We start from the raw sequence: 23,917 nt of genomic DNA, 5'->3' as shown, positions 1-23,917 counted from the left end.
GGGACGAGGCCATCTCCTTCACGGCCCGCCGGTTCCTGGAGATCCAAGCCGAGCACGGCCAGGGCTCCATCGGCGCCATCAGCTCCTCGCGCTGCACCAACGAGGAGGTCTACGTCGTCCAGAAGCTGGTCCGGGCGGCGTTCGGCAACAACAACGTCGACACCTGCGCCCGGGTCTGCCACTCGCCGACCGGTTACGGCCTGAAGACCACCTTCGGCACATCGGCCGGCACCCAGGACTTCCGCTCGGTGGCCGAGGCCGATGTGATCGTGGTGATCGGTGCGAACCCGACCGACGGGCACCCGGTGTTCGCCTCCCGGATGAAGCGCCGGCTGCGGGAGGGCGCCAAGCTGATCGTGATCGACCCGCGGCGGATCGACCTGGTGCGGACACCGCACATCCGGGCCGAGCATCACCTGCAGCTCGCCCCGGGCGCGAACGTAGCCGTGATCAACGCGATGGCGCACGTCGCGGTGACCGAAGACCTCATCGATCGGTCCTTTGTCGACGAACGGTGCGAGGGCTACGCGGAGTGGGCCGAGTTCATCGCCCGGCCGGAGCACAGCCCGGAGGCCTTGGCAACCGCGACCGGCGTGCCGGCGGAGGAACTGCGCGCGGCGGCCCGGTTGTACGCGACGGCCGGCAACGCGGCGATCTACTACGGCCTCGGGGTCACCGAGCACAGCCAGGGCTCGACGATGGTGATGGGCATGGCGAACCTCGCCATGGCGACCGGGAACATCGGCCGGGACGGGGTCGGCGTGAACCCGTTGCGCGGTCAGAACAACGTGCAGGGCTCATGCGACATGGGCTCGTTCCCGCACGAGTTGGCCGGCTACCGGCACGTGTCCGACGACGCGGTGCGCTCGGTGTTCGAGACCATGTGGGGCCGGCCGATCCTGGCCGAGCCGGGCCTGCGGATCCCGAACATGTTCAACGCGGCCATCGACGGCACGTTCCGCGCGCTGTTCCTGCAGGGCGAGGACCTCGCCCAGTCCGATCCGAACACCAAGCACGTCACCGCGGCGTTGAGCGCCATGGACCTGGTCGTGGTGCAGGACCTGTTCCTCAACGAGACGGCCAAGTTCGCACACGTGTTCCTGCCGGGCACCTCGTTCCTTGAGAAGGACGGCACGTTCACCAACGCCGAACGCCGGATCAACCGGGTACGCCCGGTGATGCCACCCACGACCGGCAAGCACGAGTGGCAGGTCGCCTGCGAGATCGCCCAGGCCATGGGCTACCCCATGCACTACGACCACCCGAGCCAGATCATGGACGAGATCGCCGCGGTCACGCCGACGTTCGCCGGGGTGTCGTTCGAGAAGCTGGACCGGCTGGGCAGCGTGCAGTGGCCGTGCAACGACGCGGCGCCGGAAGGCACCCCGATCATGCACGTGGACCGGTTCGTGCGGGGCAAGGGGCACTTCGTGCCGACCCCGTTCGTGCCGACCAGCGAGCGCAGCACCCGAAAGTACCCGCTGATCCTGACCACCGGCCGAATCCTCAGCCAGTACAACGTCGGCGCGCAGACCCGCCGCACCGCCAACGTGGCCTGGCATCCGAAGGACGTGCTCGAGATCCACCCGCACGACGCGGAGGTGCGCGGCATCAAGACCGGTGACGAGGTGTCGCTGTCCAGCCGGGTCGGTGAGACCACGCTGCACGCGGTGATCACCGACCGGGTGCCGGTCGGCGTGGTCTATACCACCTTCCACCACCCGGTCACCGGCGCCAACGTGGTCACCACCGAGAACTCCGACTGGGCCACCAACTGCCCGGAGTACAAGGTCACGGCCGTACAGGTCGGTCTGCGCACGGCCGCGGAACCCGCCGCGACGGTGGCCCGCGACGCCATCCCGGTCACGGTGTCCGACTGAGATGGCATCCGCGGTTCCGGCGCAGGTCCGCCTGGCCAACGAGATCGCCGTCCAGTTCCACCATCGGCCGGCCGACGAAGCGGCCAGCGCCATCGCCAACCACATCCGCATGTTCTGGGCCCCCAGCATGCGGACCGACCTGCTCACCCGGGCCGAAACCGACACCGCCTACCTGGATCCACTCGTCCTGGAAGCGCTCCGCCTCCTCAGAAACTGACACCGGCCCCGGTACCCTCCACCACTCGCGCAGGCGCGGTAGCGAATCGCCGAGTCTGTCCTATGTGGATGGTACGGCCGGTTTCCAGCCGAGTGCGGGACCGAGCACGGTGGCGATGTCGGTGAGGATCTGCACATAGTCGTCATGCTCGAAGGTGAACGGCAGGGCGAAGGCGACCTCGTGCACCTCACGGAAGACGGGGTCGGCGTAGAGCCGTTCGGCGATCTCGGCGGACGTGCCGACCAGGTCAAGGGCGAACATCAACCCCCGAGGTCCCTGCGGGACGGCCGTGCGCGGAGCGCGCATCCGGGCGAACTCGGCGTACTTCGCCCGCTGCCGCGCCGTGGCGTTGTCGGTCGGGATCACCACCAGTCCCTGGCTCACCCTGGCCGGCGCACCGTCCGGGTGATGCGCCCGAAATGTCCGGACATGCGCGTGTTGGATCGCCGCGAATCCCGGCGAACCGTCGGCGTTCTCGGCCTGCACCACGTTGCTGCACAGGAAGTTCATCCGCTGCTCACCGGCCCACCGCGCCGAGCGCAGGCTGCCGCCGCCGTACCAGATCCGGTCCGCCAAACCGGGGGAATGCGGCTGGACCCGCTCGGAGAAGACCTCGAACCCCTCGCTGCCCCCGACGCCGGCCGGCTCGCCCCGCACCAGGTCAAGCAGCCGGCGCACCCGCTGGTAGCTGAAGTCCTCCACGTCACCGGTGTCCGGATACAACGCCGCCCGGACGTGCTCGTAGCGGATGGGCGGGCCGACACTCACCCCGGGATTGAGCCGGCCACCGGACAGGATGTCGACCGTGGCCAGATCCTCGGCCAGCCGCAACGGATTCTCCCAGCCCAGCGGGATGACCGCGGTGCCAAGCGAAATCCGGCTGGTGCGCTGCGAGGCCGCCGCCAGCACCGCCACCGGAGACGAGATGCCGAACTGCAGATGGCGGTGCCGCACCCAGGCGGAGTCGAAGCCCAACCGCTCACCCAACTCGATGATCTCCAGCGTCGACTCGTGACCCGGCCGCGGATCATCCCCGTCGAACAACCCGATGGTCAGGAAACCCAACTTCAGCAACGGCTCCGAAGGCAAGGGCACCGGTCCAGCTAACCAGCGCCACCCGAACGGCACATACACGGATTCGCGGGCTGACCACATCGTGGAACCCGGTGGTTTCGGCCCGCGACGACGGATTTTCCGGTGGTGGCTGGTCTAGATGTGGACCGAGCCCAACCACCAACACGGAGTGCCCGATGTCCGAACCTCTCCAGACCGCCGTCGTCACCGGTGCCAGCCGCGGCTTCGGGCGCGCGATCGCCACGTTGCTCGTCGCGGAAGGCGCGCGGGTCGTCGGGGTGGCCCGCGATGAACAGCGGCTGCAGGCCATGCCAGACGAGCTAGGCGCGAGTTTCGTTCCCATGGCCGCCGATGCCACGGACGAACCGCTGGCCCGCAAGGTGATCCACGAGTATCGGCCCGGCCTGCTGGTCCTGGCTGCCGGCGCGGTGCCGCACATGGCGCCGGTGCACGAACAGACCTGGGAAACCTTCAGCCGCAACTGGAACACCGACACCCGGCACGCCTTCGGCTGGACCCGGGCGGCGCTGCGCGAGCCGCTGGCGCCGGGCAGCGTGGTCATCGCCCTGTCCAGCGGCGCCGTACTGGGCGGCTCCCCGCTCAGCGGCGGCTACGCCAGCGCCAAAGCCGCCATCCGGTACCTGCGCGGCTATGCCGCCGAGGAGTCGGACCGGGCCGGACTGGACATCCGGTTCGTCACCCTGCTTCCGCACCTGACCCCGGCCACCGACCTCGGCACGGTCGGGGTGGCCGGCTATGCCGCGCGCCAGGGCGTCGATCCGGCCACCTTCGCCGAGGGCCTGCGGCCGATCCTCACACCGGACCAGGTCGCCAAGGCCGTCCTGAGCATCGCCGCGGATTCCGGCAGCGGCCCGGAGTACCAGATCAACGGCACCGGACTTCGCCCGGTCGACCAAGGCCACCGCATACAGTGAACCGCACCCGCAGCCCCGGGAGCGCCGCGATGCCGTCCGACGCCGAGTTCGCCGACCAGGTCGAGCCGTTCCGGCCAGAGCTGCTCGCGCACTGCTACCGGATCCTCGGCTCGGTCCACGACGCCGAGGACCTGGTGCAGGAGACCTACCTTCGGGCGTGGCGCGCGTTCGACCGGTTCGAGGGCCGCTCGTCGGTGCGGCGATGGCTCTACAAGATCGCCACCATGGCCTGCCTGACCGCCTTGGAACGGCGCTCCCGACGCCCGCTGCCGTCCGGACTGGGCGCACCGGCCGACGATCACCGGGTGGCCGTGGCAGACGGGGATCCGTCGGTGCCCTGGCTCCAGCCGGCCCCCGACGCCCTGCTCGGCGACCCGGCGGACGTCGTCGCCGGCCGGATCGGGGTGCGGCTTGCGTTCATCGCCGCACTCCAGCACCTTCCGGCCCGACAACGGGCCGTGCTGACCCTGCGCGACGTGCTCGCCTTCTCCACCGCCGAAGTCGCCGAGATGCTCGGCACGACAACGGCGGCGGTGGACAGCACGCTGCGCCGCGCCCGATCCCGCATGGCCGACGCCGGGCCGGTCGCCGACGTCCTGGCCGAGCCGGACCAGCAGGTCCAGCGAACCCTGCTGGACGGCTACGTCGACGCGTTCGTCCGAGCCGACCTCAACGCGCTGACGACGCTCCTGCGCGCCGACGTCGAGGTCGAGATGCCGCCGACCCCAACCTGGTTCACCGGCCGCCGGGCGGTCATCGGGTTCCTCGCGGCCCGGATACTGCGGCCGGGCCGGTGGCGGCTGGTTCCCACCCGCGCCAACGGCCAACCCGCCGCGGTCTGCTACGAACGCACGGCCGACGGCCGGTACGAGCCACACGGCATCCAGGTCCTGACCCTGATCGACACCCGGATCGCCCGCATCACGGCCTTCAACGACCCGACCCTGGTGCCCACCTTCCGTCCCGCAGCGGGTCGGCATACACCTCGCCGAGGATGACCGCTCCCCCGGCGCTGGCCGGGATGTCGTGTGGGTTCAGGAGATTCGCATGTGTTGCAACATGTATGTGCGCGGTGGTGTCGCTGGCGCCGGGCGGGGGCTCGGCGCCCGTTGTCGTTTCCCGGCTTGAGGTTAGGCAAAGGTGACCGCACCCGTGCCGGTCTGGCTCGTCACGCCCGTCGTTGCGCACGCGAGCAGGTTCAGCGATGACTGGGTCACCACCTCGAGGAACGTGTCCCCGGTGAACCGGCCCGAGATGACTGTGCCGGTGATCGTGTAGACGGTCTGGCCGCCCGCATCCACGGCCAGGCCGGTGCTGTCGACCACGCTGGTGGTGGCGTCGTTCCAGGTGATCGTGCGGGTACCGTCCAACGGCGGTTCCACGGCCAGGCAGCTGCGTTCCCGGGTGATGCTGCCGCCTCGGCTGCCGGTGGTGACGGTGGCTCCGGTTGTGGACGTGCAGCCGCTGTACTGCACCGACCACGTGACCGTCTGATTGGACGGGGTCAGGGTGATTCCCGGCGAATAGGTGATCGTGGACGAAACGGTGCACGCCAGGTCCCCCACCGTCGCGGCGGCCGGGCCTGGCCCGGCCAGCATGGTCACTCCGAACACGGCCAGCAGCCCGACCGTCCAGCTTTTCCTCGTGACCGCGCCCGGAAATCGCCGGTACAGAATAGTTCTCATCGGTTCCTCCTCGAAGCCCTGCCATATGTAGGGAGTCCGCGCAGCACACACCACGAAACCAATGATCACAACCCCGTGTACCGCCCCACGGAACACAATTTTTTGATGACCGGAAATGCTCGCAGAGAAATGGCGCGCGCCATTGCTGTCAACCGGTCCGGCCGGACGGCGGCGCCGTCCTCAGCACCAGACCTGACGTGCTGACGCGCGTGCGATCGCATCCTTCTCGGGTGCCTGCGTCGAGGTTGCGCCGGTCGCCGCTGTGCCGCAACCCTCCGTTCCGCGCAGCGGAACACATTTTTCGTGACCGTTGGATCGGTGGTGTCCAGCTGCACGGACGCCACGTGCCATGGCGTTGGGACGACGGCGCCGAAACCATCGTCCGCCGCACCGAGACGACGTAGGCGCGGACCGGGAATGCGTGGAGCGGGCGCCCGGGTATGTGGGGCTCCCCGGGCGCCCGCCCTGGTCAGCCTCCGATCACGATGACGGTGTGCCGGCCGCCGGGCACGGTGAGTTGGAGGTAGCCGTCGTCGATGGGGCCTCGGGCGGGGCGGCCGTCGATGAGGACCCGGGATCCGGCGGTGGCGGGGACGGCGATGGTGCCGTTGGTGTTGGCGGGGGTCTGGGTGTGCAGGAAGAAGACCGAGCCGGTGGAGACCCAGTGGGCGGTGATGTCGCCGAACCGGGTGGGGACGGCGCCCTGGGCCCAGAAGAGGTTGCCGGGATGGGGTTTGATGTTCCAGGTGGCGTAGCCGGGGTCGACCGGGGTGATGCCGAGGACCTGTTCGGTGAGTTGCACGGTGGGGGCGGCGGCCCAGCCGTGGGCGAGGCTGGCGGTGGCGCGGTTGACGCCGCCGGTGGCGTTCTTGAATTCCCAGAGTGCGCCGGTGTAGAGGGGGTCGTTCTCGTCGACCATCGTGTTGCCGACTTCGAGGTTCGCCGCGGACGCCAGCGTCACCGTGGTCGCGCCGGCCGGCGCGGCGACGGCAACCGTGGTCGCAGCGGGCCGGCGCAGGAACTGCCGCGCCTCACCGGTGGCCAGGGTCAGCGTGGCCCCGCCGTCGAGTGCGGTGAGGTCGAGGAAGGGCGTGCCGGCGACCTCGACGCCGAAGTCGAGCACGACCGACGCCGGGGTCTGGCCCGCGACCGTGGTCAGCGTGGTCGGACTTCCCTTGCCCCGCACCAGGGTCTGCGGGTTGGCGACCGTGCCCCTGGTCTCCACCCGGACCGGTGACACCTGCGGGGTCGGCGGGGCCAGGACGTAGGAGTGCCAGGCCGGGCCGCCCGTCGCTGCGGTTGTGGCCGGAACACCGACCGACCACCCCGTGGCGAGCAGGACGCTCAGGACGGCGATGGATCGTTTCATCATGGCGATCTCACTCTCCTTCGAGCAGACGACCAGGCGGGGGCGAGGTCATCGCCCCCGCCGCTGACCCCCGGTCAGCCCTGGTCCCGTCAGGGGGCGGAGCTGAACTCGAACGTTCCGGCTCCGACCCGATAGACGTCGTAGTTCCCGGTGCGGCGCAGGAACGTGGCGCCCGCGGTCAGTGCCGTGCTGGTGCCGGCCGTCGAGGCGAGGGGGACCCACACCTCACCGCCGGTGCCGGCCGGGGAGACGACCTGGAGGTGGAACTGGCCGGCGGTGTCCTGGGCCCACCGGACCGCGAGCGGGCCGCGCGGGGTCGGGACCTGTCCTTGTGCCCAGGCGAGGGTGGCGGGTTGGGGTTTGACCTGCCAGGTGGTGTAGCCGGGGTCGACGGGGGTCGCGCCGAGGACGGATTCGGTGAGCAGTTGGGTCGGGCCGGCTCCCCAGGCGTGGGCGAGGCTGTCGAAGCCGCGGGTGGGCAGGCCGTTGCTGCCGACGAACTCCCAGAACGTGCCGGTGTAGTAGCCGCTGTTGGGGTCGACCTGAATGCCCCAGTGGCGCCGGATCAGCTCGAGCGCGCCGCCCGTGTCGTTGCTGTGGAACCGGGCCATCACCTCCCAGGTGTTGTTGAGCGGCTCGATGGTGTGCCCGCCCGGGTCGGCCATGCTCGGTGCCGGTTGGGAGATCTGGCTGCCGTGCGCCTGCCAGCGATCCCGGAAGTAGGCCAGGATTCCCGCCACCCGCTCCGCGGGCGCGACGCCGAGGCGGATGGCGTTGACGTTGGCATCCAACGGAAACACCGTGCGCCGGGTGTCGGTGTGCACGTACAGGCCGGCGGTGGTGTTGAACAGCCGGGCGTTGATCGCGGTCTTGAGTGCGGCGGCCTTGGTGGTGTACTCGGTGACCCGGGCCGGGGTGCCGATCCGGGTCTCCAGCCAGATCATGTTCTGCAGCAGTTCGTAGTAGGCCAGGCTGTACTCGGTGACCTCGCCGTTCTGCCGGGTCTGCCAGTAGTCCGGGTCGCCGGTCACGACCAGACCGTTGGCGTTCAGCCTCGTCGCGTGGAATGCCGTGGCCGCCTCGAGTCTCGGGCGCAGCGCGGTGAGGTAGGCGGTGTCGCCGGTGTAGCGGTAGTACTGGATGGCGATGATCGCCGAGTAGGCGGAGTAGGTGACGGCGTAGTCGAACGCGCCGCAGCCACGGAAGCCGACCGCGCTGGTCAGCCGGCCGCTGGCGGATTGCAGGTTCATGATGCTGTCGATGGAGCCCTTGATGTAGGGCACGCCGTTGGTGCCGATCGACAGCAGCGCGACCGGGTCGGTGATCATCAGGTCGCCGGACCAGATGGCCCGGTCGCGTTTGGCGCCGTCGAAGATGACCGGCGCCCGGAAGCAGGGCGCGACGCCGGCGGGCACCATGTCCAGCTGCGCGGTGTAGGCCCCGGCGTACCAGATCCGGTTCAACTGGTCATCGCTGGAGATGAAGTAGCCCTGGTACCGGTCCGGAGTCGCCCGGTACGCGGCGAAGTTCACCCCGGCGGCGCTCAGCGTGAGCGTGCCGGGCGAGGTCAGCTGGATGGCCGCGAACCGGAAACCACCGCGCAGGCCACCGGTGTAGGTGCGTGGTCCGGTGACCGAAAACGTGACCACCGAGCCGTTGTCGTTGTTGTACAAGCCGTTCGTGGCCCTGGTCAGGAACGGCAGCGCCTCGCTGGTCGCCACCCGGACCGTGGTCGAGGCCGCCGACGCGGCGGACACAGTGAGGAAGGGGTTGCCGCCGACCTCCTTGCCGAAATCGAGCACCACGATGGCCGGCGCGCCCCCGGACGGGACGGTCAGCACCGCCGACCCGCTGCTCTGGCCGGTCAACGCCCCCGGGTTGGTCACCGATCCGTGGGTGCGGACCACGCCGACCGGCCGCACGGCATTGCTGGTTGGGGCGGGCACGAGGCGCTGCCAGTCCGGGTTGGCCGGCCAGGTGGGCAGTTCGGCGGCGGTGGCCGTCGCGGTAGCGGGAGCCGCGACGGCCACCACCGCGGTCACCGCCATGGCGGTGACCATCCGGAGGGTCTTCCATCGGCGCTTGGTGCGCGCCGGGTATGCGCTGAATCCACTGCTGTTCGGCATGCGGATCCTCCTTGCGTTCACAGTGTCCGAAATGGACAGCATGTTCTGACGGCTAGGTTGCCGCCACGAATGTGAACGAGCCGGACGGGACGCGGTAGACGGCGTGGTTGCCGTCGACGCGCAGGAAGGTGGCCCGATGCGAGGCCACGACCGGACGCCCGGTCTGGTTCGGCACCCAGACCTCGGCGGTGGTGTTCGCCGGGATCTGGACGGTCAACCGGAATCGCCGATCACTCTTGGTCCACTCCGACCGCGCGAGGCCGTGCGGCGTCTGATAGCTGCCCGTCACCGAGGTGAGGTCGCCGACCACCTTGGGTTGGATGACCAGCGCGCGGTAGGCGGTGGAGCCACCCGCCTCGCGGATGCCGGCCAGCCCGGTGTGCAACCACTCCTCGATCTGGGCGAGGATCATGTGGTTCTTGGAGTCGCCGCGGTTCCAGCGCTCGCCCATGGTGGTCATGCCGCCCGGGTTGGCGACGGTGGACTCCATGAAGAACCCGTAGCCGGGTTGCTCGTCCTCCTGCAGGAGATCCCACAGGACGTCGTCGCGGCCGGCGGCGGCCAGGGCTCGGACGGTGGGAGCCATGCCGATGGTGCCGCCGCTGAAGTGCGGGCCGTCGCCGTTGGGGTGGAAGGCGTAGACCAGCTCGACCAGCGCGTCGAGCACGGCCGCCCGTTCGGTGTCCGGGACCAGCCCGGCATCCAGCGCCAGCGCCTGTGCGGTCTGGGTGGCGCCGGTGGTCCCGGCGTTGCCGTCGGCGGTGTAGCGGCGCAGTTGCTGGTTGTAGAAATGGGCGTTGAACGCGGTCCTGATCTCACCGGCGAGGGTGCGGTACCGCGCGGCGTCCTCGGCGTGCCCGGTCAGCTCGGCCATCGTGGCCAGCTTGCCGATCATGGTGTAGTAGCCCCAGGTCCCGGTGATCCGGCCGGAGGTCTGCTCGGCGGAGACCCAGTCGGCCAGCGCGGCATCGACGATGTGCGCGTCGGCGCCGGTGCCGACCTTCTGCCGCTGGATGTAGTCGGCGAAGTCGACCATCCGGTCGTAGTAGCGGGCCATGGTCTCGGTGTCGCCATAGAGCTCGTAGAGCAACGCAGGCACCAGGATGATCGCGTCACCCCAGTTGATCTCGTCACCGAACCGGCCGGTGTAGCCCCAGTCGTAGACCGGGGTCTTCAGCGCCACGTTGCCGAACATCGGACTGTCCGCCACGGACTGTCCCTCGACCAGATGCCGCATCGTGGTCCGCAGGAACGCCGCGAGGTCGTGGTTGCGGTGAATGGCGCCCATCGGCATCGTGTAGTCCGCCGGGTAGGACAGCTTTTCCCGGCCAGGACAGTCGGTGAACACCGACATGATGTTGCCCGCGAACGAATACCGGGCCATCGTGTGGATCCGGTTGATCCGGGCGTTGGAGGTGCTGACCGCACCGGCCACCGGCGTGTCCGCCTGCAGCCGAATCCCGGTGATCAGGTCGGCGGTGGGCGTGTAGCCCTCCGGCAGGCCGGTGACCTGGATCCACTGCATGCCGAAGTAGTTGAAGTCCGGATGCCAGGTCTCCCCGACAAGTCCGGCGGCGGTGTAGGTGTTGAACAGGTCCCGGCCGCGGCCACCGCCACCGCCCATCAGCGAGGCCTGGTCCACGGTGCCACCGGCGGCCAGCGACTCGGCGGGCGACATCCGGATGGTGGTTCCACTCGGGACGGTGCCGTCCAGGCGCAGTCGGGGCCAGCCGACGATGTTCTGCCCGAAGTCGAACACCCAGGTGCCCGGCGCCGGATTGGTCACCGACACCGGCCGGAACGTCTCGACCGCCTTGACCGGCGGCGCGGTGCGGGCGACGAGCCGGGTGGCCAGATTGGGCGGCGGCGCGATCCCGGCGTCCACCCAGCCCATGTCCGAACCGTCCCGACGCTTCGCGGTGGCCGACAGATCGGCACCGGGAGCGTCCCAGCCGACCTGCTCGCGGCGCGCGTCGTAGTCGGCACCGGAATACCAGGCATCGGTGACCAGCGCACCGAGCGCGGTACGCCAACCGCGGTCGGAAACGATCACGTCGACCGGACCGTGGGTGTAGGAGATCTCCAGCCGCGCGATCAGGCGGGGCGTGACCGCCGCGCCGGCACTCGGATCGGTCGCCGCGATGTTGTTGCCAGATCCCGTCACCGCCGCACCCGTGGTGTGCGGTTTGGCCAGACCCGGCGTGAACGTGATCCCGGTGCCGTCCGCGCCCGCGGTGCCGATCGCGGTGATCACCCGCGACTCCAGATTGTCGCCGCCGCCGCCGGTGTCGATGTTGATCGTGCCGCCGACATGGTAGTTGGCGACGTCGTCCAGCCGCACCGTCGTGGCATCCGGTGTCGCGTCGGCGACCAGGGTGCCGGCACCCTTGAATTGGCTCTGCCACCACGAATACGGCGCCGTGCGGCCGACGGCCGGGTTGGTGACGCTGCGCCGGACATAGGCCGGGCCGTTGCCCAGCCGCACACCCAGCGTGTTGCCGCCCGTGCGCAACTCGTCCGTGATGTCGTAGGTGCGATACTCGCTGGAGAGCTGATAGTTGGCGTTGCCCGGGGCCAGCACCTCGTCGGACAGCGCCCGGCCGTTGAGGGTCGGCAGGTGCAGCCCCACCCCGGACAGGTAAAGCCGAGCCCCGGCAACCTGCCTGCGGCGGTCCACGGTGAACTGACGGGCGAAGATCGGCATCGGCTGCGCCTCGGACCGACCGGGATACTCGATCCACCGGGCCGATCCCCAGTCGCTCTGCGCCAGCAGACCCATCTCCCACGACGACGGCTCGCTCCAGTCCGACGCCCGCCGGTCGGCATCCCAGACCCGGACCCGCCAGACCACCCGCCCGCGCGAGGCCAACGCCCGCCCGGCATAGCGCACACCGGACTGCACGGCGGACTCCACCATGCCCGAGTCCCAGATCAACCGGCCACGCCTGAGATTCCCCTCACTCGTCGCCGCCTGAACCTGATAGGCCACTTGACGATCGGCCGGACAGGACCGCCGCACATCGCGCCGCTGACACGGATGGTCGGCCGCGCGCCGGGTCTCGACCATCTGCCACGACAACACCGGGTTGACGTCGTCGATCCCCAACGGCCGGTCCGGCCGGCCGTCCACCCGGAGATTGACCACCTTCACGTTGGGCTGGCCGTCGTGCGCGGCGGCCGGGGTGCCGCCGAGTACCTGTGTCATGACGAGGGTCAGGGCCATCACGAGTCCCGCTGACCTACGCACGGGGTCACGCTCCAGACTGATAGTCGGTGTCCATCGCGGTGAGCATCTTGTCCGAAGTGGACTGTCCGCTGAAGATTTCCTGCAGCCCGGTGAGCATGGTCTGCTGCACCTTGGCGTTGGGCCAGAGCTGGTCCATGAACGGCACGGTCCGGTCGCTGGTGAGGAACTTGGACAGTTCGGTCAGGGAAGCATCGACGGCGAAGCCGGTGTCCGGCAGCGCGGGCAGGCCACCCTGCTTCTTCACGTAGAGGTTCATGCCCTCCGGAGACATCACGTAGTTGACGAACTTCAGCGCGAGCTCGGGGTTCTTCGCCTTGGCGTTGATGCCGTATCCGGCGCCGGCCGCACCCGGCATGAGGAAGCCGGCCGTGTCGTCGGTGGCCGGCAGCGGCTTGAGGGTGAACGTGCCGTTCGGGTTCTGCTTCTTGAGCAGGGCGATCACCCAGTTGCCCTGGACCAGCCCGAGGGTCTTGCCGGTGGCGGCGAGTTCCTGGCTGGCTTCGTAGCTGGTGCCGAGCGGGTTCTTCTGGAAGCAGCCGGTCTGGTCCATCTCCTGGTACTTGGCCATGGCGGCGGTCCATGCCGAGTTGGCGAAGTTCGCCTGCTTGGCCTGCATCTTCTTGTCGAAGTCGCGGTCGGGGCCGTAGACGGTGGTGGCGACAAGCGCGTAGAGCACGATCTGGGTCACCCACTTGTCCTGGATGCCCAGCGCGAACGCGGGCGTCCCCTTCGCCGCGGCGGCGCGGCAGAAGTTCAGCAGCTCGGTCCAGGTGCCCGGTGCGGTGAGCCCGGCCTTGGTCAGCGCCTCCTGGTTGTAGACCGCGCCGATGCCGTTGACCCCGAAGATGGCGGTGTAGGTCTTGCCCTCGTACTGGGCGACGCTCTTGATGGCGTTGGGGTACTTGGCGGCCCACGGCTGATCGGACAGGTCACGCAGGTAACCGGGCTTGGCCAGCACGTGGGTGGCGCCGGGGTTGCCGTTGCCCGGCCAGACCGACAGCACGTCGGGGGCGGTGCCCGAGGACAGTTGGGTGCGGATCTGCTGCTGGTACTGGTCGGCGCCGCTGGTGCTGAAGTTGACCTTGACGCCGGGGTTGGCCGCCTCGAACGCCTTCACCACGTCCTCGACCGAACCCTGGTCCACCGAGGCGAGCGTGAGGGTGGCGTCTTCACCCGCGGCGGCACCGGAACCGGCGTTGGTGCCGCCGCCGCAGGCCGCGGCGAGCATGGCGAGGACGCTGATCGCGGCCGCCAGGGGGATTTTCTTCATGGTGTCTCCTGTGAGGAAGGTGCGACGGCATTGACGGTGTGCTGGCCGGACGCCGGCCGCAGGGTGACTCCCGCGCTGGACGGTTCGAGCTTCCAGGTGGTCATCCCCGCAGCCCTCCGGCGAAACCGTTGATGATGCTGCGTTGCAGCGCGAAGTAGACGACCGCGATCGGCACGATGCTGATCACCAGTGCGGCGAAGATGAGGTTCCAGTCGGTGACGAACTGGCCGACGAAACCGGCGATCGCGACCGGCATGGTCTGCTGGGTGCTGCCGGACAGGTACAGCAGCGGGGTGAAGAAGTCGTTCCACACCGCGACCGCGTTGAGCACCAACGCGGTCACCGTGACCGGCTTGAGCATCGGGAACACCACGAACCGGAAACCCTGCAGCGGCGTGCAACCGTCGATGAGCGCGGCGTCTTCGAAGTCGCGGGGCAGCGTCCGCAGGAACGCGACGTAGAGGAAGACCGTGAACGGCACCTGTAGCCCGGAGTAGAACAGGATCAGCGACCACACCGTGCCCAGCAGGCCCAGATCGCGCATCGTCTGATACAGCGGCAAAGCGGCCAACTGGAACGGCAGCACCAGACCGAGCATGATCACCAGGAACGTCCAGCGGGACCAGCGGGCGGTCACCCGGGCCAGCGGGTAGGCGGCCAGCGACGAGACGGCCAGCACGATGATCACGCTGCCGGCGGTCACCAGAGCGCTGTTGATCAGCGCGCCGCCGAGCGCACCCTGCTGCCAGGCCTCGGTGAAGTTGTCGAGAGTGGGCGAGGTGGTCGGCCGGATCGGCGAGGAGGCGTCCGACGGCGCCCGCACGGCGAGGTTGACCAGCACGTAGATCGGGAAGCCGATCACCGCGGCGACGGCGATCATCACGAGTTCCAACCCGAACGTGCGCACCCGGTACCGGTTCAATCCGCCAGCTCCGCTCATGCCGCCGCCCTCTTCTCGTTGCGGGCCAGCACGAGGTACTGCCCGGCGGAGGCGACCGCCACGATGATCGTGAGGACCACCGCGAGCGCGATGCTGTAGCCGAACTCGCCAAGGGTGAACGCGTCCGTGTAGATCAGCGTCGAGATGGTGTCGGTGGCGTGCCCGGGTCCGCCGCCGGTCAACGCGTACACCTGATCGAACAGCTTGATCCCGCCGATGATCGACAGCATCAGGTTGACCGTGAACGCCGGGGCCAGCAACGGTGCGACGACAGACCAGAACCGCCGCACCGGGCCGGCCCCGTCGATGGCCGTGGCCTCGTAGATCTCCCGCGGAATCGACTGCAACCCGGCCAGGAAGATCACCATGGAGTAACCGGCGAACTGCCACACCACGACCCCCACCACCGACCACAGGGCCAGTTGCGGGTCGCCCAGCCAATCCTGCTGCCAGGAGTCCAACCCGACCGCGCCGAGCAGGCTGTTGACCGCGCCGTCCGGGCCGAGCAGGTTGCGCCACAGGTAGGCGGTCACGATCGGGGTGATCACCGCCGGAGCGAACAGGAACACCCGCAGCAGGTTGCGCGACCTGATGGCACTGTTGACCCCCAGCGCCAGTAGCAGCCCGATTCCGTTCTGGATCACCGTGATCGCAACGGCAATCACCAGCGTGTGCCAGATCGCCTGCAGCGCAACGGGATCACCGACCATGGTGGCGAAGTTGCCCAGCCCGATGAAGGAGTAGTCCGGGTCCAGGCCGTCCCAGTCGGTGAACGCGTAGTACACCCCGCGCGCACTCGGCACCAGCACCACGAAGGCGAACAACAGCATCGCCGGCGCCGCGAACCACCACGGCGGGCCGACCCGGCGGCGACCGGCCGGAGCACTGCCGCGACCACGACCGGCGGGCGCGACAGCGACCGGGGCCTGACGCCGGTCGGTCGGGGCGATGGTCACCGTTGTCCACCTTCTTGAAACGTTTAAATCCAGGGACGTGCGGGACCCGGGCCAGCGTCAGCCGACCGGCCCTGCTGGCTTCTCCAGTTGGCTGGTTTGAGTAACGTTTTACGAATGTTGCGGCCGACTCTAGGAGCCTGCTGGAATGACGTCAAGATGTCGGCCGCGCCACATCACGGTTACCGACCTTGGTCCCCTACACTCGGCGGCAACGTTTCCCGCGTCCGCTCGGAGGAACCTGGATGCAACCACAGTCCCGGCGCATCACCATCGTCGACGTGGCCCGGCACGCCCAGGTATCCACGACGGCGGTGTCCAAGGTGCTGCGCAACGCCTACGGCACCAGCCCCACCATGCGGGCCAAGGTGCAGGCGTCGATCGCCGAGTTGGGTTACCGGCCGCACGCGGGGGCCAGGGCGATGCGCGGCCAGACCTACACGGTCGGCGTGCTGGTGCCCGATCTGCGCAACCCGTTCTTCCCGGACATCCTCGACGGGGTCGACGATCAGCTACGGGACACCGACTACCAGGTTCTGTTGGGGCCCAGTCACTGCAACGGCGAGCGGGCCGAGGCCAGGGTCATCGATGCGATGATCGACCGCGGGATGGACGGCGTGGTACTGATCGCCCCGGTCGTGCCGCGTCCCCACCTGGAGCGGATCGCCCGCATGGTGCCCACGGTGGTGGTCGGCCGGCACGGACGCTCCACGGCCTACGACACGGTGGCCGACGACGACACCGCAGGCGCCGCCCTGATCGTCGATCACCTGGCCGGTCTCGGCCACCGCCACATCGCCCACATCGAGCACCACGAGACGAACCCCATCCGCCTGGCCGAGATGCCCAACGCGATCCGGGCCGAGGGTTACCGGGCGGCCATGCAGGCCCACGGCCTCGACCCGGACATCGTCTCCACCAGCTACACCCGCGACGGTGGATACCTTGGCGCCCAACAACTTCTGGCGCGCTCCAGGCTGCCCACCGCGATCTTCGCCGGCGCCGACGTGGTGGCCATGGGGGTGCTGGAAGCGCTCACCGAGGCCGGCCTGTCGGTCCCCGGCGACATCTCGGTCGCCGGCTACGACAACACCGCCTTCGCCGCCCTCGGCCCGATCTCGCTGACCAGCGTTGACCAGGCCGGCCGGCACATCGGCGGCACCGCCGCCCGGCTCCTGCTGGACCGCATCGCCGACCGGGAGAGACCGACCGCCCAGGTCAAGCTCTCCCCCACACTGGTCGTGCGGCACAGCACCGCCGCCCCGCCGGCATGACGGAAACCGAACTGCGGGACCGGTTGACCCGGCTCAGCCTCGCGGAGAAGGTTCGGCTGCTCACCGGCGCCGACTTCTGGACCCTGCACGCCGAACCGGCGATCGGTCTGCGCCGGCTGGTCGTCTCCGACGGGCCGGCCGGTGTGCGGGGCCGGACCTGGGACGAGCGCGACCCCTCGGCCAACGTGCCCTCCCCCACGACGCTGGCCGCCACCTGGGACGAGACCCGCGTCGAGCGCCTTGGCCGGTTGCTGGCCGCCGAGGCTCGCCGCAAGGGCGTCGACGTTCTGCTCGCGCCGACCGTCAACCTGCACCGCACCCCGTACGGCGGCCGGCATTTCGAGTGTTTCAGCGAGGATCCGGTGCTGACCGGCCGGATCGGCGCCGCCTACGTGCGCGGCCTGCAGTCGCAGGGTGTCGGGGCGACCGTGAAACACTTCGTGGCCAACGACTCCGAGACACAGCGCCACACCGTCGACGTGGTCGTCGACGAGCGCACGCTGCGCGAGCTGTACCTGGCGCCGTTCGAGACCATCGTGCGCGAGGCCGGCGTGTGGTCGGTGATGGCCGCCTACAACAGCGTCAACGGCCACACCATGACCGAATCCCCGCTGCTGCACCAGATCCTGCACCGGGAGTGGGGCTTCGACGGGCTCACCATGACCGACTGGTACGCCGGCCGCACCCTGGCCGGCGCCACCGCCGGGCTCGACCTGATCATGCCCGGCCCCGCCGGACCGTGGGGCGAGGCTCTCATCGCCGCGGTCCGCGCCGGTGAGATCGACGAAGCGCTGGTCGATGACAAGGTGCTGCGCCTGCTGCGGCTGGCCGCCCGGGTCGGCGCACTGGACGGCGTTCCCGGTGTCCCGGCCCGACCCTGGACGCCCGAGGAGATCTCCGCCGAGCTCCGCGCGAGCGCGGCGGCCGGGTTCGTCCTGGCCCGCAACGTTTCCGTGGCCGGCGCGCAACCGCTGCTGCCGCTGGACGTCGCCCGGCTGCGCCGGGTAGCCGTGCTGGGCGCCAACGCCGCGGTCGCGCGCACCCTCGGCGGCGGCAGCGCGACCGTCTTCCCGCCCTACACGATCTCGCCGCTGGACGGTCTCCGCGCCGCTCTCGGTCCCGACGTCACCGTGGAGTACGGACGCGGCGGCCGGATCAGCGCCCGCGTGCCGGTCGCCGACCCGGCCCTGCTGCGCCGGCCCGACGGGCAACCCGGCGCTCGGATCCGGTTGCTCGCCGCCGACGGCACCGAACTCGGCACCCAGGACCGCGCCAGCGCCAGCTACAAATGGATGTCCTCGTTCGGTGCTGGCATCGCCATTTCCGACGTCGCCGAAATCGAGGTCCACACCCGGCTCCACCCACCTCGGCCCGGCCGGTACCTGGTCGGCGCCTCCGGGGTGGGCGCCTTCCGGCTGACCGTCGACGGCACGGTGGTCGCCGAGCACACCCTTGTCCTGCCGCCCGGCGCCGACTTCGTGGAAAGCGTCATGCGGCCGCCGCAGCTCATCGCGCCCGTCGACCTGTCCGGCGGTTCGCCCGCCGACCTCGTGGTGCGCTACGTCCCGGCCAGCGCCACCGGTCTCGGTGCCGCCACCGTCGAGGCGGTCACCTTCCAGCTCAACGCCGACCGCGACAGCGACGACGACACGGAACTCGCCGAAGCCGCCGCCCTCGCCGCCGATGCCGACCTCGTCGTGGTCGTGGTCGGCACCACCGAGGAGGTGGAAAGCGAAGGATTCGACCGCACCACCCTGGCTCTGCCCGGCCGGCAGGACGAACTCGTCGCCCTGGTCGCCGCCGCCAACCCCCGAACCGTCGTGATCGCCAACAGCGGCGCACCGGTCCTGCTCCCCTGGGCGGACGACATCCCCGCCATCCTGCTCACCTGGTTTCCCGGCCAGGAGTTCGGCAGCGCCCTCGCCGACGTGCTCACCGGGGTCACCGAACCTGGCGGGCGACTTCCGGTCACCTGGCCCGCCGACGAACACGACCTGCCCACGACCACTCCGGTGGACGCGACCCTGCGCTACACCGAAGGCCTCGACATCGGCCACCGGCACTACGACGCCACCGCCCGAACCCCGCTGTTCCCGTTCGGACACGGCCTCGGCTACACCACCTGGCACTACCTCGCCGCCCGGCCCACCCCCACCGGCCTCACCGTCCGCCTGCGCAACACCGGCAGCCGGGCGGGATCGGAAACCATCCAGGTCTACGCCAGCAAACCGGACACCACCATCTCCCGCCCGCCCCGCTGGCTGGTCGCCTGGACCATCGTCACCGCCCGACCCGGCGAGGAAGCCACCGCCGACATTTCCCTCCCCGCCCGGTCCTTCCAACACTGGGCCGGCGGAGGATGGCACACCGAACCCGGTACCTACCTGCTCCACATCGGACACTCAAGCCGCGAACTGCCGATCACCGTGGAAACATCGCCATAGCGGCCACGGCAGCCCGGGAACGGACCCGGTCGTTACGCGGCTCCGCGAGCATTGCGAGCCGGTGTGGTCGGGTCAGTCGTCCGGCCAGGCCCCGGTGAGCTTGCGGTAGCCGACCGCGCCGCCACGGTCGATCGCGGCCTTGACCAGTCCGAAGACCGCTCCCTGGATCATGGCGGCGATGAGCACCTCACGCCAGGTGAAGTCCCGGTCGGTGGCCTGCGGCGGCTCCGGCTCGCCGGTGCTGAGCTGCCAGACCTTCTTGAACAGCAGGCTGGCCAATAGTCCACCGAGCACGCCGAACAGCATGCCGAGCGGCTTGTAGAGCAGTTTGTGCATCGCGACCTCCTTGGTCTGAGAGCACGGATACCCGCAGCCGACCGGAGCCATGCCGGCCGCTGACGTTTTGCCGCGCCGGTCACCGGGCACCCCTCCGCCGGAGGAACCGACATGAGCACAGAGGACAAGTTTCAGGGCAAGGCCGACGAGGTCAAGGGCAAGATCAAGGAAACAGCGGGCCGGGCGACCGACGATGAAGAGTTGGAAGCCGAAGGTACCGCGGAGAAGGCCAAGGGCAACCTCAAGCAGGCCGTGGAAAAGGTCAAGGACGCCTTCAAGGACTGACACCATCCATCCAGGGGCCGGGCACGAATGCCCGGCCCCTCCTCATGTCCACAGAGGAGTGGCGGCCCGGCCGGTAACCCCGTCTCCCTCGATTCGGTTACCCGCTCCCATTCTCGTTTAGTGCTCCAGGCCGGGGGAACGTCTAACTCCTGGGAACGAGATGGCGGAGGTGTGGGATGAAGGCGGTCACCTGGCACGGTAAGCGGGACGTGAGGGTGGACACGGTGCCGGATCCGATCATCAAGGAGTCGACCGATGTGATCGTACGGGTCACCTCGACCGGTATCTGCGGGTCGGACCTGCACCTCTACGAACTGTTCGGCCCGTTCCTCGACGAGGGCGACATCCTGGGTCACGAGCCGATGGGCGTGGTGCAGGAGGTCGGGTCCGGGGTGACCGCGGTGAAACCGGGAGACCGGGTGGTCGTGCCGTTCAACATCTCCTGCGGCACCTGCTTCATGTGCGGGCAGGGCCTCCAGTCGCAGTGCGAGACGACGCAGGTGCGGGAGACCGGCATGGGGGCGAGTCTGTTCGGCTATACCAAGCTCTACGGGCAGGTGCCGGGCGGGCAGGCGGAGTACCTGCGGGTACCGTTCGGCAACACGTTGCCGATCAAGGTGCCGGACGGTCCGCCGGACGACCGGTTCGTCTACCTCTCCGACGTGCTGCCCACGGCGTGGCAGGCGGTCGAGTACGCCGGGATCCCGGCCGGGGGCAGCGTGGCGGTGCTCGGCCTCGGTCCGATCGGCGAGATGTCCGCGCGGGTCGCGCTGCATCGCGGCGCCGGTCAGGTGATCGGCGTCGACCTGGTTGCCGAGCGGCTCGCCCGGGCGCGGGACCGCGGGGTGCACACCCTGGACCTGCGCGAGCATCCCAACGACATGGCCGAGGTGATCCGTGATGCGACCGGCGGCCGCGGACCGGACGCGGTGATCGACGCGGTCGGCATGGAGGCGCACGGTGCACCCGCGGCCCGGATCGCGCAGGGGGTGACCGCGCTGCTGCCCGACCCGCTGGCCGCGAACCTCATGCGCCGGGCCGGAATCGACCGGCTGCACGCCCTGCGGCTGGCCATCGAGACCGTCCGCCGCGGCGGCACCATCTCGATCATCGGGGTATACGGCGGCATGCTCGACCCGCTACCCATGATGACGTTGTTCGACAAGCAGATCCAACTGCGCATGGGCCAAGCCAACGTCTGGCGCTGGATCCCGGAAATCCTCCCCCTGCTGACCGACGAGGACCCCCTCGGCACCGAGTCGTTCGCCACCCACCACCTGCCCCTCGACTCCGCGCCACAGGCCTACGAGACCTTCCAGAAGAAGCAGGACAGCATGATCAAAGTCGTGCTGCAACCCTGACCGGACAAGGGGATCGCGCCATGAACAACGCCACAGAGCGGCCGCTCGCGATCGTGACCGGAGCGTCCAGCGGAATCGGCTATGAGCTGGCCAAGCAGTTCGCCAGCAACGGCTTCGATCTGGTCGTGGCCGCCGAGGACGCCCGAATCACCGACGTGGCAATGGATTTCCAGGCGCTGGGCGCGCGGGTCGGGGCCGTGCGGGCCGACCTCACCACCGCCGAGGGTGTCGAACTGGTCTTCTCGCGTGCGGCCAAGACCGGACGACCGGTGAACGCGGTAGCGATCAACGCCGGGGTCGGGGTGGGCGGGCCGTTCGCCGAGACCTCACTCGAGGCGGATCTGGGCGTGGTCGACCTGAACGTGCGTTCGTCGGTACACCTGGCCAAGCTCGCCGTGCGGGACATGGTGCGCCACGGGGCCGGACGAATCCTGATCACCTCGTCGATCGCGGCGACCCAGCCGGGCCCGTTCGAAGCCACCTACGCGGCATCCAAGGCCTTCCTGCTGTCGTTCGCCGAGGCGCTGCGCGCGGAACTGAAGGACCGTGGGATCACCGTGACCGCGCTGATGCCCGGCCCGACCGACACCGAGTTCTTCGAGCGCGCCGGCCTCGAGGACACCAAGCTCGGCGCGGCCAAGAAGGACGATCCGGCGCAGGTCGCCAAGGAGGGGTTCGAGGCGCTGATGCGCGGCAAGGACCACGTGGTGACCGGCTCGCTGAAGAACAAGCTGATGGCCGGGGCGGCCAAGGTGCTACCGGAGGCGGTCAAGGCCCAGGCACACCGCCGCATGTCCGAGCCGGGCTCGGCCCAGGGTTAGCCACTGGTCAACGGGTCACCGCGCCGGCGCCGGGGTACGGTTGGGAGGTTCTTGGCGTGGGCCGGGACCCCGCTGCGTCCGGACACATCTCGGCGTGGCGGAGGTCATCGTGGTCCACAGGATCGTGGCTACCTGGGCAATCGCGGGTTGCGGTGGTCGACGGTGATGGGTTTGTCGGGTCGACCCGAGCCGCTGGATGAGGTCCGCGCCACGATTCGGGCGGCGCTGCTCGATCAGGCGGGTGGCAGCAATGTGGTGGGGCGGTTGTGTCGGGTCTGTATCGAGTTGATTCCGGTGGACGGCGCGTCGGTGTCGGTGATGACCGATGGGAACAACCGGGAGGTGGTCTATGCCAGTGACGAGGTGATCGGCCATGTCGAGGCGGTGCAGTTCAGTCTTGGTGAGGGGCCGTGTTTCGAGGCGTTTCAGTCCCGCCGGCCGGTGTTGGTGCCGGATCTGGCTGCGGTGGCGGCGCCGTCGTGGCCGTTGTTCGCCGCGGAGTTGATTGACTGGCCGGTGGGTGCGATCTTTGCTTTTCCGTTGCAGACCGGCGCGGTGCGGATCGGGGCGATGGATCTGTACCGGCGTCAGCCGGGTTGGCTTAGCGCTGAGCAGATCGCCATCGCGTTGTATGCGGTGGATGTCGCCACGGTGGTGTTGCTCGGGTCGTATACCGGTTCGCCGGAGGGGTCCATCGCCGGTTGGGTCGACTTCCCGCTGCGCCGGGGTCAGGTGCATCAGGCGACCGGGATGGTGATGGCGGCGTTGCGGATCCCGGCGGAGCAGGCGCTGGTGCGGTTGCGTGGGTTCGCCTTCGCCGCGGGCCGGTTGGTCGATGAGGTGGCCGATGACCTGGTGGCCCGCCGGTTGTCTCCGTTCGACCTGGACGGCTGAGGTGTGCGGAGGGGTTTACCCTCGGGTGGCAGATGGATGGGAGCGGGCGATTGAGCGGTAGCGGATCTGCCGGTGCGCAGCGGGAGTCACGGCTGCTGGAGGCGTTCGTGCAGTTGGCCGACACGCTGGTCGACGACTACGACGTGGTCGATCTGCTGCATCAGCTGGCCCAGCATTGTGTGCGGATTCTGCAGGTCGATGCCGCCGGGCTGCTGCTGTCCACCCAGCGGCCGGGCGGGGACCTGCAGGTCATCGCCTCCTCCACGGAGCAGACCCGGCTGCTGGAGCTGTTCGAGGTACAGACCAACGAGGGCCCGTGCCTGGACTGTGTCCGCACCGGCGAGCCGATCCTCATGCCCGATCTGACCCTGGCCACCCACCGCTGGCCGCACTTCGCCCCCCAAGCCCTGCGGGAGGGGTTTTCCCGGGTGCACGCGGTGCCGCTGCGCCTCCGCGGGCAAACCATCGGCGCGTTGAACCTGTTCGGCCACGACGCCGGCGCACTACCCGACCAGGACCTCCTCGTCGCCCAGGCGCTGGCCGACACCGCCACCATCGGCATCCTGCAGGAACGGGCCGTGCGCCGCGGCGAGATCCTCACCGAGCAACTGGAAACCGCACTGCACAGCCGAATCGCCATCGAACAGGCCAAGGGCGTGCTCGCCCAGGCCGGCAGCCTCGACATGGACCAAGCCTTCCAAGCCCTACGCAACTACGCCCGCAGCCACAACGCCCGGCTCAGCGACACCGCCCAGCACATCGTCACCGGCACCCTCGAACCCGACCAAATCCTCACCCCATCCCCC

The 23,917-nt window shown here is 69.4% G+C and carries 20 protein-coding genes; 11 read left to right on the top strand and 9 right to left on the bottom strand.

What is annotated here, in order from left to right; translation table 11 throughout:
* Together fdhF and VFV67_RS04365 are read left to right on the top strand one after the other, a co-directional pair.
* The coding region (gene fdhF / locus VFV67_RS04370; protein WP_326467390.1) for a formate dehydrogenase subunit alpha at positions 1-1,880 on the top strand (1,880 nt) is incomplete at its 5' end.
* A 1-nt stretch (position 1,881) separates the two neighbouring features.
* A complete protein-coding gene (locus VFV67_RS04365) occupies positions 1,882-2,097 on the top strand; it encodes a formate dehydrogenase subunit delta (RefSeq protein ID WP_326467389.1) in 216 nt (71 codons plus the stop codon).
* 60 nt (positions 2,098-2,157) lie between these two features.
* On the opposite strand, the gene VFV67_RS04360 is transcribed toward VFV67_RS04365, so the two are convergent.
* A complete protein-coding gene (locus tag VFV67_RS04360) occupies positions 2,158-3,192 on the bottom strand; it encodes an LLM class flavin-dependent oxidoreductase (RefSeq protein ID WP_326467388.1) in 1,035 nt (344 codons plus the stop codon).
* A 155-nt stretch (positions 3,193-3,347) separates the two neighbouring features.
* On the opposite strand from VFV67_RS04360, the gene VFV67_RS04355 reads away from it, so the two are divergent.
* Positions 3,348-4,106: an SDR family oxidoreductase gene (locus tag VFV67_RS04355; protein ID WP_326467387.1), complete on the top strand. Its 759-nt coding sequence runs from the start codon at positions 3,348-3,350 to the stop codon at positions 4,104-4,106.
* Positions 4,103-5,104 (top strand): sigma-70 family RNA polymerase sigma factor, encoded by a 1,002-nt coding sequence (locus VFV67_RS04350; RefSeq protein WP_326467386.1) that lies wholly within the window; start codon positions 4,103-4,105, stop codon positions 5,102-5,104. The genes VFV67_RS04355 and VFV67_RS04350 overlap by 4 nt, the downstream gene beginning before the upstream one ends.
* A 132-nt stretch (positions 5,105-5,236) precedes the next feature.
* Here VFV67_RS04350 and VFV67_RS04345 read toward each other — a convergent pair whose 3' ends face one another.
* The 7 genes from VFV67_RS04345 to VFV67_RS04315 form a co-directional block, all read right to left on the bottom strand.
* The gene (locus tag VFV67_RS04345) at positions 5,237-5,791 is read right to left on the bottom strand and encodes a hypothetical protein (RefSeq protein WP_326467385.1); all 555 of its coding nucleotides are present in this window, start codon (positions 5,789-5,791) and stop codon (positions 5,237-5,239) included.
* A 469-nt stretch (positions 5,792-6,260) separates the two neighbouring features.
* Positions 6,261-7,163 carry an alpha-L-rhamnosidase C-terminal domain-containing protein gene (locus VFV67_RS04340; protein WP_326467384.1) on the bottom strand — a complete coding sequence of 301 codons (903 nt, stop codon included), beginning with the start codon at positions 7,161-7,163 and terminating at the stop codon, positions 6,261-6,263.
* Positions 7,164-7,249: 86 nt separating this feature from the next.
* Positions 7,250-9,286: an alpha-L-rhamnosidase C-terminal domain-containing protein gene (locus VFV67_RS04335; RefSeq protein WP_326467382.1), complete on the bottom strand. Its 2,037-nt coding sequence runs from the start codon at positions 9,284-9,286 to the stop codon at positions 7,250-7,252.
* A gap of 52 nt (positions 9,287-9,338) precedes the next feature.
* Positions 9,339-12,491 (bottom strand): family 78 glycoside hydrolase catalytic domain, encoded by a 3,153-nt coding sequence (locus VFV67_RS04330; protein WP_326467381.1) that lies wholly within the window; start codon positions 12,489-12,491, stop codon positions 9,339-9,341.
* A gap of 46 nt (positions 12,492-12,537) precedes the next feature.
* On the bottom strand, positions 12,538-13,803 hold the full coding sequence (locus tag VFV67_RS04325; RefSeq protein ID WP_326467380.1) for an ABC transporter substrate-binding protein: 1,266 nt from the start codon (positions 13,801-13,803) through the stop codon (positions 12,538-12,540).
* Between the two features lie 100 nt (positions 13,804-13,903).
* Positions 13,904-14,743, bottom strand: a complete 840-nt coding sequence (locus VFV67_RS04320; RefSeq protein ID WP_326467378.1) for a carbohydrate ABC transporter permease — start codon at positions 14,741-14,743, stop codon at positions 13,904-13,906.
* Positions 14,740-15,699, bottom strand: coding sequence for a sugar ABC transporter permease (locus VFV67_RS04315; protein WP_326467377.1), 960 nt, complete (start codon positions 15,697-15,699; stop codon positions 14,740-14,742). The genes VFV67_RS04320 and VFV67_RS04315 overlap by 4 nt, the downstream gene beginning before the upstream one ends.
* A gap of 242 nt (positions 15,700-15,941) precedes the next feature.
* On the opposite strand from VFV67_RS04315, the gene VFV67_RS04310 reads away from it, so the two are divergent.
* Entirely contained in the window at positions 15,942-16,970 is a 1,029-nt protein-coding gene (locus VFV67_RS04310; protein WP_326467375.1) for a LacI family DNA-binding transcriptional regulator, read from the top strand.
* The gene (locus VFV67_RS04305) at positions 16,967-19,414 is read left to right on the top strand and encodes a beta-glucosidase family protein (RefSeq protein WP_326467374.1); all 2,448 of its coding nucleotides are present in this window, start codon (positions 16,967-16,969) and stop codon (positions 19,412-19,414) included. Before VFV67_RS04310 ends, VFV67_RS04305 begins: the two co-directional genes overlap by 4 nt.
* A gap of 72 nt (positions 19,415-19,486) precedes the next feature.
* Here the strand turns inward: VFV67_RS04305 and VFV67_RS04300 are convergent, their stop codons facing one another.
* The gene (locus VFV67_RS04300; RefSeq protein WP_326467372.1) at positions 19,487-19,750 is read right to left on the bottom strand and encodes a DUF4235 domain-containing protein; all 264 of its coding nucleotides are present in this window, start codon (positions 19,748-19,750) and stop codon (positions 19,487-19,489) included.
* 111 nt (positions 19,751-19,861) lie between these two features.
* On the opposite strand from VFV67_RS04300, the gene VFV67_RS04295 reads away from it, so the two are divergent.
* The 5 genes from VFV67_RS04295 to VFV67_RS04275 all read left to right on the top strand — a co-directional run.
* On the top strand, positions 19,862-20,035 hold the full coding sequence (locus tag VFV67_RS04295; protein WP_326467371.1) for a CsbD family protein: 174 nt from the start codon (positions 19,862-19,864) through the stop codon (positions 20,033-20,035).
* Positions 20,036-20,211: 176 nt separating this feature from the next.
* Positions 20,212-21,396: a zinc-dependent alcohol dehydrogenase gene (locus tag VFV67_RS04290; protein ID WP_326467370.1), complete on the top strand. Its 1,185-nt coding sequence runs from the start codon at positions 20,212-20,214 to the stop codon at positions 21,394-21,396.
* Positions 21,397-21,416: 20 nt separating this feature from the next.
* Positions 21,417-22,217 carry an SDR family NAD(P)-dependent oxidoreductase gene (locus VFV67_RS04285; RefSeq protein WP_326467369.1) on the top strand — a complete coding sequence of 267 codons (801 nt, stop codon included), beginning with the start codon at positions 21,417-21,419 and terminating at the stop codon, positions 22,215-22,217.
* A gap of 51 nt (positions 22,218-22,268) precedes the next feature.
* Entirely contained in the window at positions 22,269-23,111 is an 843-nt protein-coding gene (locus VFV67_RS04280; protein WP_326467368.1) for a GAF and ANTAR domain-containing protein, read from the top strand.
* Positions 23,112-23,161: 50 nt separating this feature from the next.
* On the top strand, positions 23,162-23,917 hold a 756-nt coding region (locus VFV67_RS04275; RefSeq protein WP_326467367.1), incomplete at its 3' end, for a GAF and ANTAR domain-containing protein.

Origin of the sequence: Actinophytocola sp. (genome assembly GCF_035762905.1) — a bacterium.
In the GTDB taxonomy this organism is placed as follows: domain Bacteria; phylum Actinomycetota; class Actinomycetes; order Mycobacteriales; family Pseudonocardiaceae; genus DASYTH01.
The sequence above is the reverse complement of the archived record's forward strand: the minus strand, read 5'-3'. Positions and strand labels throughout refer to the sequence as shown.